Annotated in this window: 13 protein-coding genes; 6 read left to right on the top strand and 7 right to left on the bottom strand. The window is 67.2% G+C overall.

The window, feature by feature from the left end; translation table 11 throughout:
• Positions 1-4: 4 nt before the first annotated feature.
• The 3 genes from AAHK21_RS26160 to AAHK21_RS26150 all read left to right on the top strand — a co-directional run bounded on the left by AAHK21_RS26160 (position 5) and on the right by AAHK21_RS26150 (position 5,727).
• A complete protein-coding gene (locus tag AAHK21_RS26160) occupies positions 5-1,219 on the top strand; it encodes a TolC family protein (RefSeq protein WP_367858839.1) in 1,215 nt (404 codons plus the stop codon).
• Between the two features lie 119 nt (positions 1,220-1,338).
• Complete coding sequence (locus AAHK21_RS26155; protein WP_367858838.1) at positions 1,339-2,565, top strand: efflux RND transporter periplasmic adaptor subunit; 1,227 nt, start codon at positions 1,339-1,341, stop codon at positions 2,563-2,565.
• 15 nt (positions 2,566-2,580) lie between these two features.
• Positions 2,581-5,727, top strand: a complete 3,147-nt coding sequence (locus AAHK21_RS26150) for an efflux RND transporter permease subunit (RefSeq protein WP_367858837.1) — start codon at positions 2,581-2,583, stop codon at positions 5,725-5,727.
• Between the two features lie 69 nt (positions 5,728-5,796).
• On the opposite strand, the gene AAHK21_RS26145 is transcribed toward AAHK21_RS26150, so the two are convergent.
• The 6 genes from AAHK21_RS26145 to AAHK21_RS26120 all read right to left on the bottom strand — a co-directional run bounded on the left by AAHK21_RS26145 (position 5,797) and on the right by AAHK21_RS26120 (position 10,424).
• Positions 5,797-6,285, bottom strand: a complete 489-nt coding sequence (locus AAHK21_RS26145) for a DoxX family protein (protein ID WP_367858836.1) — start codon at positions 6,283-6,285, stop codon at positions 5,797-5,799.
• Positions 6,286-6,300: 15 nt separating this feature from the next.
• Positions 6,301-6,924 carry a ferric reductase-like transmembrane domain-containing protein gene (locus tag AAHK21_RS26140; protein WP_367858835.1) on the bottom strand — a complete coding sequence of 208 codons (624 nt, stop codon included), beginning with the start codon at positions 6,922-6,924 and terminating at the stop codon, positions 6,301-6,303.
• A 128-nt stretch (positions 6,925-7,052) separates the two neighbouring features.
• Positions 7,053-7,718, bottom strand: a complete 666-nt coding sequence (locus AAHK21_RS26135) for a sel1 repeat family protein (protein WP_367859037.1) — start codon at positions 7,716-7,718, stop codon at positions 7,053-7,055.
• Between the two features lie 167 nt (positions 7,719-7,885).
• Positions 7,886-8,986: a hypothetical protein gene (locus tag AAHK21_RS26130; protein WP_046855073.1), complete on the bottom strand. Its 1,101-nt coding sequence runs from the start codon at positions 8,984-8,986 to the stop codon at positions 7,886-7,888.
• A gap of 26 nt (positions 8,987-9,012) precedes the next feature.
• Positions 9,013-9,645: a LysE family translocator gene (locus AAHK21_RS26125; RefSeq protein WP_367858834.1), complete on the bottom strand. Its 633-nt coding sequence runs from the start codon at positions 9,643-9,645 to the stop codon at positions 9,013-9,015.
• Between the two features lie 2 nt (positions 9,646-9,647).
• Complete coding sequence (locus AAHK21_RS26120) at positions 9,648-10,424, bottom strand: YqcI/YcgG family protein (protein WP_046855075.1); 777 nt, start codon at positions 10,422-10,424, stop codon at positions 9,648-9,650.
• Positions 10,425-10,595: 171 nt separating this feature from the next.
• Here AAHK21_RS26120 and AAHK21_RS26115 point away from each other — a divergent pair, with 171 nt between their 5' ends.
• Positions 10,596-11,516 carry a LysR substrate-binding domain-containing protein gene (locus AAHK21_RS26115; RefSeq protein WP_367858833.1) on the top strand — a complete coding sequence of 307 codons (921 nt, stop codon included), beginning with the start codon at positions 10,596-10,598 and terminating at the stop codon, positions 11,514-11,516.
• Here the strand turns inward: AAHK21_RS26115 and AAHK21_RS26110 are convergent.
• Positions 11,497-12,408 (bottom strand): LysR substrate-binding domain-containing protein, encoded by a 912-nt coding sequence (locus AAHK21_RS26110; RefSeq protein ID WP_367858832.1) that lies wholly within the window; start codon positions 12,406-12,408, stop codon positions 11,497-11,499. The two genes, AAHK21_RS26115 and AAHK21_RS26110, sit on opposite strands and share 20 nt — an antisense overlap.
• A 114-nt stretch (positions 12,409-12,522) precedes the next feature.
• On the opposite strand from AAHK21_RS26110, the gene AAHK21_RS26105 reads away from it, so the two are divergent.
• Positions 12,523-13,728 carry an MFS transporter gene (locus AAHK21_RS26105; protein WP_367858831.1) on the top strand — a complete coding sequence of 402 codons (1,206 nt, stop codon included), beginning with the start codon at positions 12,523-12,525 and terminating at the stop codon, positions 13,726-13,728.
• Between the two features lie 92 nt (positions 13,729-13,820).
• Positions 13,821-16,181, top strand: coding sequence for a DNA polymerase II (locus AAHK21_RS26100; RefSeq protein ID WP_367858830.1), 2,361 nt, complete (start codon positions 13,821-13,823; stop codon positions 16,179-16,181).
• Positions 16,182-16,252 lie beyond the last annotated feature (71 nt).

Below are 16,252 nucleotides of genomic sequence, written 5' to 3'. Positions count from 1 at the left end.
CGCCGTGCCCATCCCCCGCAAGATCGCCTTGCTCTGCCTGTTGCTGGCCGGCCCTGCCGGCGCCGAGGGCCTGAGCCTGGACCAGGCGCTCGACGCCGCCTTTGCCCAGAACCCGGACTTCGCCGCCATCGGCCGCGAGATCGGCATCGCCGAAGGCGAGCGCCGTCAGGCCGGGCTGATTCCCAACCCCGAGCTGTCGTGGGAGGTCGAGGACACCCGCCGTGACACCAGTACGACCACCGTGACCCTCAGCCAGGCCCTGGAGCTGGGCGGCAAGCGCGGTGCGCGGATCGAGGTCGCCGATGCCGGCCAGGCGGTCGCCCGTCTGGAGCTCGAGCGCCAGCGCAACAGCCTGCGCGCCGATGTGATCCAGGCTTTCCATGCCGCCTTGCGGGCGCAGACCGCGCTGGAGTTGGCGCAGCAATCGCAGGCGCTGACCGGACGCGGCCTGCGGGTGGTGGAGGGGCGGGTGCGCGCGGGGCAGTCCTCGCCAGTGGAGGCCACCCGCGCCCAGGTGCAGTTGGCCCAAGCCGAGGCGGCGGTGCGCCGGGCGCGAACCGAACGCACGGTGGCCAATCAAGCCCTGGCGCGGCTGACCGGCAGCGCCGAGGCCCGCTTCGACCGACTCGACGCCAGCTCGCTCTCGCCAGGCCCGGCGCCCAAGGCCGAACGCCTGCTGGCCACGGTCGAGCAGACCGCCGAATGGCGCCTGGCCGCGGCGCAGATCGAGCGTGGCGATGCCAGCCTGGGCTCCGAGAAGGCACAGCGCATCCCCAACCTGACCGTGAGCCTGGGCAGCCAGTACAGCCGTGAGGAGCGTGAGCGGGTCAATGTGGTGGGGTTGTCCATGCCGCTGCCGCTGTTCGACCGCAACCAGGGCAACGTACTGGCCGCCGCGCGCCGCGCCGACCAGGCCCGCGATCTGCGCAATGCCGTCGAACTGCGCCTGCGCAGCGAAACCCGCAGTGCCTTGGAGCAGTGGGGCACGGCCATGGGCGAGGTGCAGGCCTATGACCGCACCATCCTGCCCGCCGCCCAGCAGGCAGTGGACACCGCCACCCGAGGTTTCGAGATGGGCAAGTTCGCCTTCCTCGATGTGCTCGATGCCCAGCGCACGCTGATCGAGGCGCGCGGGCTTTACCTTGACGCGCTGGCCCAGGCGACCGATGCCCGGGCGCAGGTGGAGCGGATCTACGGCGAGCTTCCGACAGGACTGTGAACGGGGGCTGCTGCGCAGCCCTATCGCCGGCAAGCCGGCTCCCACAGAAATCCGCGTCAACCCTTGTGGGAGCCGGCTTGCCGGCGATCTGACAGACGACATTTCAAGCAGGAGCAACAATGACCAACCCACGCAAGCTCGCCATCCTCGCCGCCGCCCTGGCCGTTATCGGCCTCGGTGGCGCGGCCTGGACCGGCACCCTCGGCAAGGCCGGCAGCGGTCAGGCCCAGCACGACGACCACGGTGAAGCCGGCCACGGCCATGACGAAGAGAAGGACGACGGACACGACCACGGCGAGTCCGCAGGCGAGGGGCATGGCGAGGAGGAGGGCCAACTGCACCTGACTGCCGAGCAGATCCGCGCCGCCGGCGTGCAGCTGGCCACCGCCGGTCCGCGCACCTTGGGCACTGCCATCAGCTTCCCCGGCGAAATCCGTTTCGACGAAGACCGCACCGCCCATGTGGTGCCACGGGTTCCTGGCGTGGTCGAGTCGGTGCAGGCCGAGCTGGGCCAGGCGGTCAAGCGCGGCCAGGTGCTGGCGGTGATCGCCAGCCAGCAGATCTCCGAGCTGCGCAGCGAGCAGCAGGCCGCGCAACGGCGCCTGGAGCTGGCCCGGCTGACCTTCACGCGTGAAAAACAGCTGTGGCAGGAGCGCATCAGTGCCGAGCAGGACTACCTGCTGGCCCGCCAGGCGCTGCAGGAGGCCGAGATCGCCGCCGCCAACGCCGGGCAGAAGGTCGCCGCGGTGGCGCCGGCCGGCAAGGGCAACCGCTACGAGCTGCGCGCACCGTTCGACGCAGTGGTGGTGGAAAAGCACCTGACCGTGGGCGAGGTGGTGGACGAGACCAGCAATGCCTTCACGCTATCCGACCTGAGCCGGGTCTGGGCCACCTTCGCCGTGGCCCCGCGTGACCTGGACAAGGTGGTCAGTGGCCGTGGCGTCACCGTCAGCGCGCCGGACCTCGGCGCCCAGGTGGAGGGCAAGGTCAACTACGTCGGCAGCCTGCTCGGCGAGCAGAACCGCGCCGCCACCGTGCGCGCCACCCTGGCCAACCCTAATGGCGCCTGGCGCCCCGGGTTGTTCGTCAATATCGCGGTCACCGTCGAGCGCTTCGACGCCGCGGTGGTGGTGCCGGAAAGTGCCCTGCAGACCTGGGAAGAGCAGACCGTGGTGTTCGCCCGCACCGATGAAGGGTTCGCGGCCCGCCCGGTCAAGCCCGGCCGGCGTGATGCCGGCCAGGTGGAGATCCGTGAAGGCCTGGCCGCCGGTACCGAAGTGGCCGCCGCCGGTAGCTTCGTCCTCAAGTCCGAGCTGGGCAAAGGCTCGGCCGAACACAGCCACTGACCGGGGACGCCTTCCATGTTCGAACGCCTGATCCAATTCGCCATCGAGCAGCGCCTGGTAGTGATGCTCGCCGTGGTGCTGATGGCCGCCGTGGGCATCCACAGCTACCAGAAGCTGCCCATCGACGCCGTGCCCGACATCACCAACGTGCAGGTGCAGATCAACACCGCCGCGCCGGGCTATTCACCCCTGGAGACCGAGCAGCGCATCACCTTCGCCATCGAGACCGCCATGGCCGGGTTGCCGGGCCTGAAGCAGACCCGCTCGCTGTCGCGCTCGGGCTTGTCGCAGGTGACGGTGATCTTCGATGACGGCACCGATATCTTCTTCGCCCGGCAACTGGTCAACGAGCGCCTGCAGGTGGCGCGCGAGCAGTTGCCCGAGGGCATCGAGGCGGCCATGGGGCCGATCTCCACCGGCCTTGGCGAGATCTTCCTGTGGACGGTCGAGGCCACGGAAGGCGCGCTGAAGGACGACGGCACACCCTATACCGCCACCGACCTGCGGGTGATCCAGGACTGGATCATCAAGCCGCAGCTGCGCAATGTGCCTGGCGTGGCCGAGGTCAACAGCATCGGCGGCCACGCCAAGCAGTACCTGATCGCCCCGGAGCCCAAGCGCCTGGCTGCCTACAAGCTGACCCTCAACGACCTGATCGCCGCCCTGGAGCGCAACAACGCCAACGTCGGCGCCGGTTATATCGAACGCAACGGCGAGCAATTGCTGATCCGCGCCCCAGGCCAGGTGGCTTCGGCCGAGGACATCGCCAGCATCGTCATCTCCAGCGTCGACGGCACGCCGATCCGCGTCAGCCACGTGGCCCAGGTCGGCCTGGGCCAGGAGCTGCGCTCCGGCGCCGCCACCGAGAACGGCCGGGAAGTGGTGCTGGGCACGGTGTTCATGCTGATCGGCGAGAACAGCCGCACGGTGTCCCAGGCGGTGGCGGCCAAGCTCGAGGAGATCAACCGCAGCCTGCCCAAGGGCGTGGTGGCGATCACCGTGTACGACCGCACCAACCTGGTGGAAAAGGCCATCGCCACGGTGAAGAAGAACCTCATCGAAGGCGCGATCCTGGTCATCGCGGTGCTGTTCCTGTTCCTGGGCAACATCCGCGCCGCGCTGATCACCGCCATGGTCATCCCGTTGTCGATGCTGTTCACCTTTACCGGCATGTTCAGCAACAAGGTCAGCGCCAACCTGATGAGCCTGGGTGCGCTGGACTTCGGCATCATCGTCGACGGCGCGGTGGTGATCGTCGAGAACGCCATTCGCCGCCTGGCCCATGCCCAGCAGCATCATGGCCGCATGCTGACCCGTTCCGAGCGCTTCCACGAAGTGTTTGCCGCCGCCCGCGAGGCGCGCCGGCCGCTGATCTACGGGCAATTGATCATCATGGTGGTGTACCTGCCGATCTTTGCCCTGACCGGGGTCGAGGGCAAGATGTTCCACCCCATGGCCTTCACCGTGGTGATGGCGCTGCTGGGGGCGATGATCCTCTCGGTGACCTTCGTCCCCGCGGCCCTCGCGCTGTTCGTCACCGGCAAGGTGAAGGAAGAAGAGGGCGTGGTCATGCGCACCGCCCGCCGTCGTTATGCCCCGGTGCTGGAGTGGGTGCTGGGCCGGCGCAACCTGGCCTTTGCCGGCGCAGCCACCCTGGTGCTGCTGTCCGGTGTGCTGGCCAGCCGCATGGGCAGCGAGTTCATCCCCAGCCTCAGCGAGGGTGACTTCGCCCTGCAGGCCCTGCGCGTGCCGGGCACCAGCCTGTCGCAGTCGGTGGACATGCAGCAGCGCCTGGAGAAGACCATCATCGAGCGGGTGCCGGAAGTCGAGCGAGTGTTCGCCCGCACCGGCACCGCCGAGATCGCCTCCGATCCGATGCCGCCGAACATTTCCGACGCCTACGTGATGCTCAAGCCGCGCGAGCAGTGGCCGGACCAGGGCAAGTCGCGGGACGCGCTGATTGCCGAGGTGCAGCAGGCGGCGGCCAGCGTGCCGGGCAGCAACTACGAGCTGTCGCAGCCGATCCAGTTGCGCTTCAACGAGCTGATTTCCGGGGTGCGCAGCGATGTGGCGGTGAAGGTGTTCGGTGATGACATGGAGGTGCTCAACCGCACCGCCGCGCAGATCGCCGCCAGCTTGCAGCAAGTGACGGGGGCGTCCGAGGTGAAGGTCGAGCAGACCACCGGCTTGCCGGTGCTGACCATCGATATCGACCGCGACAAGGCCGCCCGCCACGGCTTGAACGTGGGCGATGTGCAGGATGCCATTGCCATCGCCGTGGGGGGCCGTACCGCCGGTACCCTGTACGAAGGCGACCGTCGCTTCGACATGGTGGTACGCCTCTCCGAGGCGCTGCGCACCGATGTCGACGGGCTGTCGAGCCTGCTGATCCCGGTGCCGGCCAGTGCCGCCGCGGGGGCCGCGCAGATCGGCTTCATCCCGTTGTCCCAGGTGGCCACGCTGAACCTGCAGCTGGGTCCTAACCAGGTCAGCCGCGAAGACGGCAAACGCGTGGTGGTGGTCAGTGCCAACGTGCGTGGACGTGACCTGGGCTCGTTCGTCGAGGAGGCGTCGCAGACCTTGATCGACCAGGTGCAGATCCCACCGGGCTACTGGACCCGCTGGGGCGGCCAGTTCGAGCAGTTGCAATCGGCGGCCGAGCGCCTGCGCGTGGTGGTACCGGTGTCGTTGCTGCTGGTCATGGCCTTGTTGCTGATGATGTTCAACAACCTCAAGGACGGTCTGCTGGTGTTCACCGGGATTCCTTTCGCCCTCACCGGTGGCGTGCTGGCGCTGTGGCTGCGCGACATTCCGCTGTCGATCTCGGCGGGCGTGGGCTTTATCGCGCTTTCCGGGGTGGCGGTGCTCAACGGCCTGGTGATGATCGCCTTCATCCGCAACCTGCGTGAGGAAGGGCGCGGCCTGCGTGCCGCAGTCGAGGAGGGCGCCTTGACCCGCTTGCGGCCAGTGCTGATGACCGCGCTGGTGGCATCGCTCGGGTTCATCCCGATGGCCCTGGCCACTGGCACCGGTGCCGAGGTGCAGCGACCGCTGGCGACGGTGGTGATCGGCGGGATCCTGTCGTCGACGGCGCTGACCTTGCTGGTGCTGCCGGCGTTGTACCAGTGGGCGCACCGGCGCGATGAGGCCGAGACTGCGTGAACCTCTATCGCGGGGCAAGCCCGCTCCCACGCAAGCATCACTGTGGGAGCGGGCTTGCCCCGCGATGCTTCAACGCCGACGCCACAGCCAGTGGTCCAGGCTCAACCTTCCAGAGCCTTTCAACAGCAGTGGCAACAACGCCACCAGGTAGATCAGCGGCAGCTTGAAGTTGCCAAACCCCTGGTCGCTGATCGCATACCCCCGCCCCAGTTCCGCCAGGCTCGACCACTGGCTTGGCCAGTGCACTGCCGCTATCGCCACTACTGTCACCACCATCAACACTGCCGACGCCAGGCGGGTGCCGAGGCCGAGTAGCAGGAGCAGCGGGCAGAGCAGCTCGGCCCACATCGACAGTTGCCAGTTCAGGCCCGCCGGCAGCAGGTCGAACGGGAACGGAAAACTGCCTTGCAGGTCGGCGAACCAGTTGGCGCCATTGAACTTCTCCAGGCCCGATTCGAAGAATTCCCAGGCCAGGAACAGGCGCAGCGGCAGGTCGGCGCTCCAGCTGCCGGCCCGGTCGAGGGCTATGAACGGGCGAGTCAGGGTGTTTGTCAGCATGGTGATCTCCTTGTGTCAGTGCGACAGGGCAGTGGCGGCCCGGCGTGAGCGTTGGGCCTGCTTGGCGATGAGCTTGAGGGTGATGGCGGCGAACATCAGGGCGAACGCCAGCGGGTACCAACCGCCCATGGGGGTGCGCTTGTAGAACGACAGGCAGAACACCGCCGCCAGCACCCAGGTGCCGGTGCTGTGCAGGCCTTTCCACAGGCGTGGGCCGAGCAGGCGCATCGGTGCCTTGAACGAGGTCAGGGCCAGCAACAGGATGAACACGTAACCCACCGCGCCCGGGATGTTCGCCACGGCGCTGCGCCCGGCCCAGAACAACTCCGGGTAGCGTTGCGCATACAGGTAGATCAGCACGCCATGGACCGTATGCGAGAAGGCGAAGGCCAGGCCCAGGTAGCGCCGTTCACGGAGCAACTGGAGGCTGGCCTGGCCGGGGAGCAGGGTGACCAGCGTCGAGGCCAGGAAGGTCAGCAGGAACAGTGCGAAAGAGCTGCGTGCCGTGGCGCGAATGGCGCTGCGCAGGCCGTCGGCCCCCAGCGGATGGGTGACGAGCACCACAGCGGTCATCAGCAGGGTCAGGGCCGCGAGGGCGTGGAACAGCTTCCAGCCAGAGGGCAGTGGTAACGCTTTCATGGGCAGGGTTTCCGGCGTGCTCGGCGACGGCGGGTTGCCGTCGCGCTGTGCTGGCCGGAAGTCTGTGCTGGCGGGGTATCGACAGTGTGTCGAGGAGGGCGGTGTTATGTATCGCTGTGTAGTGGCGCTCAGCGGGTACTGGTCAGACGCTGCTGCGCTGCCGCGCAACCATTGATCTCCACCGCCTTCTGCAGAAAGGTCTGATGCTGGCGCGGATCGAGTTCACCCAGCAGCCGGTAGATCTCGGCCTGGTAGTCGCGCTGGCGTCCCCACTGCAGCTGCAGGCCCTGCGGCCGGCTGCGATTGCAGGCCAGGCGGGTGGCCGGCTGCGGATAGTAGGCGGCATACAGGGTGGCCATGCTCGGGACTGCCTCCAGGGCCTCGCGGTAGGCCGGGCTGGCATTGTAGGGCGTGCACCAGTGGGCGATGGCCAGCGCCGGTGGGGCAAAACCTTGCTTGAGACTGGCCTCGAGCAAGGGGCAGGCGGCCTCGGCGATCTGGTTGGCCGGCAAATAGGTGGTGTAGTACAGCGCCAGGCGATACTGGGCCACCGGGTGGCCGAGGGCGACGGATTTTTTCAGCAGCGCCACGGCCGTGGGCAGTGTGTGCGCCATGGCCTGGCCCTGGCGGCTGAGCTCGGGGTCGCCAATGGCGGTGCGCAGCGGGCTGGCGCTGTCGTCCTGGTTGTCGGCCTGTTCCAGCAGGGGCAATGCCTGGCGGTAGAGCAGGTCGGCATGGGGGTCGATGTTCACTTCCAGGGCCTGAGCGCCGACGGCGGCCAGCAGCAACGGCATCGCCACGGTAAGGCCGGCGCGATGGCTGCGACCCTGACGGTGGGCTGGAAACGAAGGGACGGCTGGGATGATCATGGCAGTTACGCGGTTGCCTCGGGCAAATCAGGAGCGACGACAGCGTATTCTATCCATCCGCGCCCCTTCGCCGAAAGCCCGGCGTACGGCCATCAGACCAGCTTGATCGGCGCAACCTTGCGCAGGGCCTGTCTTTCCTGGGCCAGCCCCAGCTTGGCGGTGATCACCTTGGCCAGCGCGTTGTTGCCCAGGTCGTTGAAGTGCAGGCGGTCGACGAACAGGTGTTCGCTGAAGACCGGCGAGCTGCTGAGCATGCTGTTCATGTCATAGCACGGCACCGGCTCGGCCTGGTTCTTGATACGGCGAAAGAAAGCCATGTGCAGTTGGCTGTCGAAGGTGTCGCCGAGCAGGCGATCGAAATTCGACGGCTGGCGCTCGAGCTCGCCGAGCATGGCCTGTTCGGCGCTGGGCACGACCTCGCGGCACCAGGGTAGCAGTGGCTGGAGGATGAAGGTGAGGGTGGTGTGGCCGTCGGCCAGCAGGCGATCCCATTGACGCAGGGTCCGGCCGACGCAATCGGCGGCGCGGATCAGACGCTTGTCGGGGCTGGACAGCGGCTCGATGTCCGGCCAGCGCGGTTGTCGCGCAGGCGCCAGGACCTGGCCCAGGCGCTGCCAGAGCGATTCGCGGCGTGCCTCGCCGGTGGCTTGCACCCCTTCGTTGAAGCGATTGAGAAAGTCCTGGTAGGCCTGTGCCCGATGCGGGTCCTGCGCGCCGGCCAATACCTCGGCCAGGGCCTCCTGTGCCAGCGAGTTGAGGCCGCTGAGCACCACCACATGGCCGATCTGGCCGAAGCGGTGCTGGTGGGTGAGGAACATCAGCAGTTCCTGCGTGGCATTGAGCCCGCAACCGGTCAGGTTCAGCCAGATCTCACCGGTCAGCATCGACAGGTACGAGGCCACGGTGTGCTCGTCGGAGCTGGCGCCGATGCCCATGGCGGTGGAGCCGCCCACCAGCAGGTTGACCCGCGCCGCGCCGCCGCGCTCGGCCACCGAGAAGCGCTTGCCGGCGCAATGGCTGTAGCGCATGCCCAGCGCGTCGGTGTTGATGGTGCCGGAACGGTAGCCGCGCTCATGCACGTACAGCGTGTGCGGCGCCCGGCGGCTGCCCAGTTGCAGGAAGCGCTGGTAATCCTCTGCCAGGGGGTCGGGCGTGCCCATGCTGCCGGGGGTGGCGCTGTCGGTCGGTGTCATGGGCGCTCCTTGGTGTGAGGGCAGGCTCAGGCGGCCAGTTCCCTGATGTTGTAGGCCAGGCCGACCGCGGCGATCAGCAGCAGGGCGACGCCCGAGGCCAGGCTGATCAGGCGGTTGCTGCGCGGCGAGGCGATCTTGCCGATGGCGAAGATGTACAGGCTGAGCACGGCGAAATCGATGGCGATCCACAGCAGCGACAGCACCACCATGCTCTTGCCGAACGACTCGGTGATCTGGATGAACTGCGGGAAGAAGGCGATGAAGAAGATGATGTCCTTGGGGTTGGAGATGCCGACCATGAAGCCCTGCAGCAGGCCGCCACGGCCCGGCTGCACGCCGGTTGCGGCCTGGGTGGCGCCCTCGGCCGGGGCTTGCAGCGCTTCGCGCAGGGTACCCAGGGCGATGTAGCCGATGAACAGGCAGCCCAGCAGGCTCATGCCGCTGAGCCAGGCCTTGTCGATGGCCGCGCTGGTCAGGATGATCCAGGCGGCCGCGCCGATCAGCACCAGTGAGGCCCAGTTGGTGCCGACCGCGGTGAACAGGGCCTTGCGCGAGCCCGAGGCGGCGGCGGTGTTGACGATCAGGGCCACCACCGGGCCGGGCGTGGCGATCAGCAGCAGGACGGTGAGGGCATAGGTGGCGGTCAGTGCGGTATTCACGTTCAGTTCTCGGTAAGGGGTTCAGCTGTTGCGTGGGTATGGAACGGGCAGCGTGCCGGGCTTGGCGAGCCGGGCTCCTGCAACTGGTACTGCTTCCATTCGAAGTTGTCGTCCTGGCCGAAGAAGCCAAGGGTCTGGGGCATGACGCCGTCGTTGTAGTGGCGCACCCGCTCGCGAATCCGCGCCCGGATGCGCTGGCCGCTCTCGGTACCGGCGCTGGCAACCTCGTCGAAGCTCTCCCGCGGGTTGATGACGAAGGCGATGTGCGGGCCCAGGTTGCGGCTTTTCATCAGGCGATGGGCGGGGAAGCTCATGTTGATGAACAGCGGCATGCCGGCGAAGCAGAATGACCAGCGTGTGTCATGCGGGTCCTGCGGGATCTCCTCGGGCCATGGCAGCGTGTCACGGGCGTGGACCTCGCGCAGCACATCCCAGGCCAGCGCCTGCTGCGCCTCGAGCGAGGAGTCGGCGGCCGTTTCGAGAAACACCAGCAACGGGTTGCCGATACGCTGCTTGAGCGGGATCGGCGTGATGGTGGCGATGTAGTCGGCCAGGCCCCCGGCGATATCCTCGGCCAGCCGTGCGGCGCGGGCGAAGACGATATGGCAGGTGCGCGCCGTGACTGCCTTGCGCCCGAACAGGCAGGGAAAGTCAGGGTTGGCCAGGGTTTCCTTGAAGTGTTCTATGGTCTTGTGTGTCCAGTGGTGGCGGTTCTGGACATGTTCGTCGGCTAGCTCTAGCGCATCCAGGCGGTAGCAGATTCCATAACCCGTAAACATGATTTCCCCAGGTAGATCCGAATGCAGCGTTAATAGAACTTTTTCGTCATATCCGTGCAGGTTGGTTATATATAATTGTTATTTACCGGCATTTTCGGAGATGGGTCCTGCGTTGTAAAACGCCTGGATCTATGACCTACTATTAGCTTCACTCATGCTCTGGAAGGCGCCATGTCGGAACGGATTCAAGCCTTGCACGCCTTGCGCGCCTTCGAAGTGGCTTCGCGCTATGGTTCGTTCACCCGCGCGGCCCAGGAACTGGCCCTTACCCAGGGCGCGGTCAGCCACCACATCAAGACCCTCGAAGCCCTGTTCGGCTGCGACCTGTTCGAGCGCCGCGGCCCCAAGCTGCGCCTGACCGAGCCTGGCCGCCTGCTGGCCCAGGAACTCAAGGTCGGCTTCAAGATCATCGAGAATGCCTGCGCGCTGTTGCGCCAGGATCGCTACGGCGTGCGGCTCAAGGCGCCGTCCACGCTCACCGTGCGCTGGCTGCTGCGGGCCCTGGACGGTTTCAAGAAGGTCGACAACAGCTGTTCGGTGCAGCTGTCCAGCGTGTGGATGGACATCGATGCGGTGGACTTCTATTCCGAACCCTATGACTGCGCCATCCTGCTGGGCAACGGGCGCTTCGCGGCGGATGTGGAGAGCCTCAAGCTGTTCGATGAATGGCTGATCCCGGTGTGTCACCCAAGTTATCTCGAGCAGGCGCGGCCGGAACTGTCGGTGCTCTCCGGTTGCGAATTCCTCCACCCCTCGCCGGACCGTCGCGACTGGCGACGCTGGCTGGCGCGCATGGACGCGCTGGACATCAGCATCGACCAGGGCCAGGTGTTCGACACCCTCGACCAGGGGATTTCAGCCGCCCAGCAGGGGCTGGGCATCTCGGTGGTCGACCTGGTGCTGGCCAGCGGCGACCTTGCCGCCGGCAACCTGGTCACGCCGTTCCCCCACGCCGTGGCCACCGGTGACGGTTATTACATGACCTGGCTCAAGTCCAGCCCCAAGGCCCACCAGATGCACAAGCTGCGCGACTACCTGGTGGCGCAGGTGCCGCCGCTGTCGCACAAGGACATCAGCTACCTGTACGGCTGAGGTCGGTGGCCGGCAGCACCCGCTCGAGCATGAAGTCGATGAACACCCGCAACTTGGGCGGCATCTGCCGCCCCGAGGGCCACAGCAGGTAGAAGCTGCCGCGCCGCTCCATGAAGGGGTCGAGCACGCTGACCAGGCTGCCGGCCGCCAGCTCCCGGCGCACGCTGAAGTCCGGCAGGCAGGTGATGCCACGGTGGTTGAGGGCGAAGCAGATGCGCGTCTCGACATGGTTGCAGACCATCGAGATGGGAATGGCGTAGTCCTGTTCGGGGTGTTCCCGGCGCAGTGGCCAGGTTTCCAGCTTGCCGCTGCTGGGGAAGCGATAGTGCAGGCAGCTGTGCCCGCCGAGCTCGCGGGGGTGCTGTGGCGTGCCGCGTTCGCGCAGGTACTCGGGGGACGCCACCAGGCGATGCTGGAAGTGCCCGAGGAACTTGGCGTTCAGCCTTGAATCCAGCGGCTGGCCGCCGCGCATCACCACGTCGAAACCCTCGCCGACGATATCCACCATGCGGTCGCTGAAGTCCAGGTCCAGTTCGATCTCCGGGTAGCGCGCCATGAACTCGGCCAGCGCCGGCATCACCAGCCCGGTCACCTGCGGCAGGCTCACCCGCAGGCGCCCGCGTGGCGCGCCGCTGGCCTGGGAAAGTGCCTGCTCGGTGGCCTCGATCTCGGCCAGGATGCGCCGGCTGCGCTCGAGGAACAGCGTGCCCTCGGCGGTCAGGGTGATGCTGCGCGTGCTGCGGTGGAACAGGCGCACTCCCAGTTTCTCTTCCAGCCGGGCCACGCGTTTGCCCACGGCTGACGCGCTGATCCCCAGCGATTGGCCGGCGGCGACGAAGCTGCGGGCTTCGGCGACCCGAATGAAGACCATGAAGCCACTGAGGCTGTCCATGCTGTGCTCCGATTGCGGACGTTGGTGTCCTGACTGAGCGGAATTGTACCCGGCTTTTTCCGCAATACCCCAGCGGCGCAAGATGCCTGCCTGTTCGACAAACCGGAGACCATCATGCATTCACCTTCCCCGGCGGCCTGCGCCGGCGCATCCCCCGCCAGTGCCACGCGCCTGCCCCTGAGCGGCTTGCTGGCGCTGGCCCTGACCGGCTTCATCGCCATCCTCAGCGAGACCCTGCCGGCCGGTCTGCTCGACCAGATCGCCGACGGCATGCAGATCAGCCAGGCCATGGCCGGGCAATGGGTCACCGCCTACGCCTTGGGGTCGTTGCTCACGGCCATCCCGCTGGTGACCCTGACCCAAGGCTGGTGGCGCCGCCGGGCACTGCTGCTGGCCATTGGCGGCTTCATCCTTTTCAACGGGCTGACTGCGGTGTCCTCGGACAACACGCTCACCTTGCTCCTGCGTTTTTGCACCGGTGCCGCCGCCGGCCTGGCCTGGGGCCTGATCGCCGGTCATGCGCGGCGCATGGTGGCACCGGTACAGCAGGGCAAGGCCATGGCAGTGGCGATGCTGGGGCAGCCCATCGCCTTGTCGCTGGGCTTGCCCATCGGTACCTGGCTGGGGGCATTGATGGGATGGCGGGCCACCTTCGTGATGGTGACCCTGGCCGCATTGCTGCTGGCCGCCTGGGTGGTGCGGGCAGTACCGGACTTTCCCGGCCAGGCTGCGGGCAAGCGCCCCGCGGCCCTGGCGGTGTTGCGCACCCCGGGTGTGGCGCGGGTGCTGCTGGTGATCCTGGCGTGGATACTTGGCCATAACATTCTCTACACCTACATCGTGCCGCTGCTGGCCGCGGCGGGCATGGCCGACGCGGTGGGCCAGGTGCTGATGACCTTCGGCCTGGCCTCGCTGGCCGGCATCGCCCTGGTCGGCCTGGGGGTCGATCGGCATCTGCGCGGGTTGGTGTTGCTGTGCCTGGCCGGCTTCGCCCTGGCGACCCTGGTGCTGGGGCAGGTGCAAGGCGCACCCTGGTTGGTGCATGTCAGCGTGGCGCTGTGGGGGCTGACCTACGGCGGCGCGCCGACGCTGCTGCAAACGGCCTGCGCCGATGCGGCGGGCGAGGGCGGCGACGTGGCGCAGTCGATGCTGGTGACCGTGTGGAACAGCGCCATCGCCCTGGGTGGCATCATCGGTGGGCTGTTGCTGGTGGGCGCCGGGGTCGGGGCGTTTGGCGCGGTGGTGCTGGCACTGGTGGGGTTGGCATGGTTGCTGGTGCTGGGCGGACGCCGAGCCGGGTTCGCCGCCGGCGCCCGCTAGCCCGACGTCCGTATCCGCGAGGCAGCATTTCTGACGACAGGACAGTTACAATCAGCAGGTGCGAACAAAGCAGCGATCCGAGGTCCCCCGCAGTGCAATTGCAACAAGGCTTCGTCCTGACCCGCCACTGGCATGACACGCCCGAAGGCACCTGCGTGGAGTTCTGGCTGGCCACCGACCAGGGGCCACGGCGCGTGCGCCTGGCCCCGCAGCCCTCGGTGGCTTTCCTGCCCGCCGCCCAGGCCGAACATGCCCGCTTGCTGCTGGCCGATGAACAGGGCGTCGAACTCAAGCCGCTGCAACTGCGCGACTTCGACCTGCGCCCGGTCATGGGCCTGTACTGCCGCCAGCACCGCCAGCTGATCGCCCTGGAAAAACGCTTGCGCGGCGCGGGCATCGAGGTGTTCGAAGCCGATATCCGCCCGCCGGAGCGCTACCTGATGGAGCGCTTCATCACCGCGCCGGTGCGTTTCGATGGCCGCGCCGACGACCAGGGCACCTTGCTCGATGCCCAGCTCAAGCCCGACCCCGACTATCGCCCAACCTTGCGCCTGGTGTCGCTGGATATCGAGACCAGCGAGCGTGGCGAGCTGTACAGCATTGCCCTGGAAGGCTGCGGCCAGCGTCAGGTCTATATGCTCGGGCCGGCCAACGGCGAGGCCGGCGAGATAGACTTCGACCTGCATTACTGCGGCGACCGCGCCGAACTGATCACTTGCCTCAACCAGTGGCTGGCCCGCCACGACCCCGATGCGATCATCGGCTGGAACCTGGTGCAATTCGACCTGCGCCTGCTGCACGAGCATGCCCAGCGCCTGCAGGTGCCGCTGTGCCTGGGTCGCGACGGCGCGCCGCTGCACCTGCGCGAGCATGGCAGCCGCAGCCATTTCTTCGCCGAGGCGCCGGGCCGGTTGTTGATCGACGGTATCGAGGCCCTGCGCTCGGCGACCTGGAGCTTCCCCTCGTTCAGCCTGGAAAGCGTCGCGCAACAGTTGCTCGGCGAGGGCAAGGCCATCGACACGCCCTACCAGCGCATGGACGAGATCAACCGTCGGTTCGCCGAGGACAAGCCGGCCCTGGCCCGCTACAACCTCAAGGATTGCGAACTGGTCACGCGGATCTTCGCCCATACCCGGCTGCTGGAGTTCCTGCTCGAACGTTCATCGGTCACCGGCCTTGCCGTGGACCGCAGCGGCGGTTCGGTGGCCGCGTTCTGCCACCTGTATATCCCGCACATGCACCGCCTGGGTTATGTCGCGCCCAACCTGGGCAGTGTTGAGGGCGAGGCCAGCCCAGGCGGCTTCGTCATGGATTCGCGGCCCGGCCTGTACGATTCGGTGCTGGTGCTCGACTACAAGAGCCTGTATCCCTCGATCATCCGCACCTTCCTGATCGACCCGGTGGGCCTGGTCGAGGGCCTGCGCCAGCCGGACGACACACATTCGGTGGAGGGCTTTCGTGGCGGGCGTTTCTCGCGCAGCCAGCATTGCCTGCCGGCGATTGTCGAACGGGTGTGGCAGGGCCGCGAGGCGGCCAAGCGTGATGGCAACGCGCCGCTGTCGCAGGCGCTGAAGATCATCATGAACGCCTTCTACGGCGTGCTTGGCTCCAGCGGCTGCCGCTTCTTCGACCCGCGCCTGGCGTCGTCGATCACCATGCGCGGGCACCAGATCATGCGCCAGACCCGGGCACTGATCGAAGCGCGGGGCTTTGATGTGATCTACGGCGATACCGACTCCACCTTCGTCTGGCTCAAGAGCGCCCACGATGAAGAGGGCGCTGCGCGCATCGGCCGCGAGCTGGTGGCCGAGGTCAACCAGTGGTGGCGCCGCCACCTGGCCGAGACCCTGGGTCTGGACTGCGCCCTGGAGCTGCAATACGAAACCCACTACCGGCGTTTTCTCATGCCGACTATCCGTGGCGCCGACGAAGGCAGCAAGAAACGCTATGCCGGCCTGGTACGACGTGGCGACGGCAGCGAGGAGATGGTCTACAAGGGCCTGGAGTCTGTACGCACCGACTGGTCGCCCCTGGCCCGACAGTTCCAGCAGGAGCTCTATGGCCGGGTATTTCGGGGCCAGCTGTATCGCGACTATGTGCGCGGCTATACCGAGCGCACCCTGGCCGGTGAACAGGATGAATTGCTGGTCTATCGCAAGCGCCTGCGCCGGCCGCTGGCCGACTACCAGCGCAACGTGCCGCCGCATGTGCGCGCGGCGCGGCTCGCGGACGAGTACAACGCCCGCCTCGGGCGCCCGTTGCAGTACCAGCGTGGCGGCTGGATCAGCTATGTCATCACCACGGCCGGCCCGGAGCCCTTGGAGAACCGCCAGGCGCCCTTGGACTACGACCACTACCTGACCCGCCAGCTGCAACCGGTGGCCGATGCCATCCTGCCCTTTGTCGCCGATGACTTCGCGGCGCTGATCGATCGTCAACTGGCGCTGTTCTGAGTGCGGTGGTAGCCGGCTAGTGCGAGGCGCAAGGCAGCAGTCCCTAAGCTGTGGCCTCCAGCACAAGGAGA

Source organism: Pseudomonas sp. TE50-2, from assembly GCF_040813665.1.
GTDB classification, from domain to species: Bacteria; Pseudomonadota; Gammaproteobacteria; order Pseudomonadales; family Pseudomonadaceae; genus Aquipseudomonas; species Aquipseudomonas soli.
This window is presented reverse-complemented; position numbering and strand designations above follow the sequence as displayed.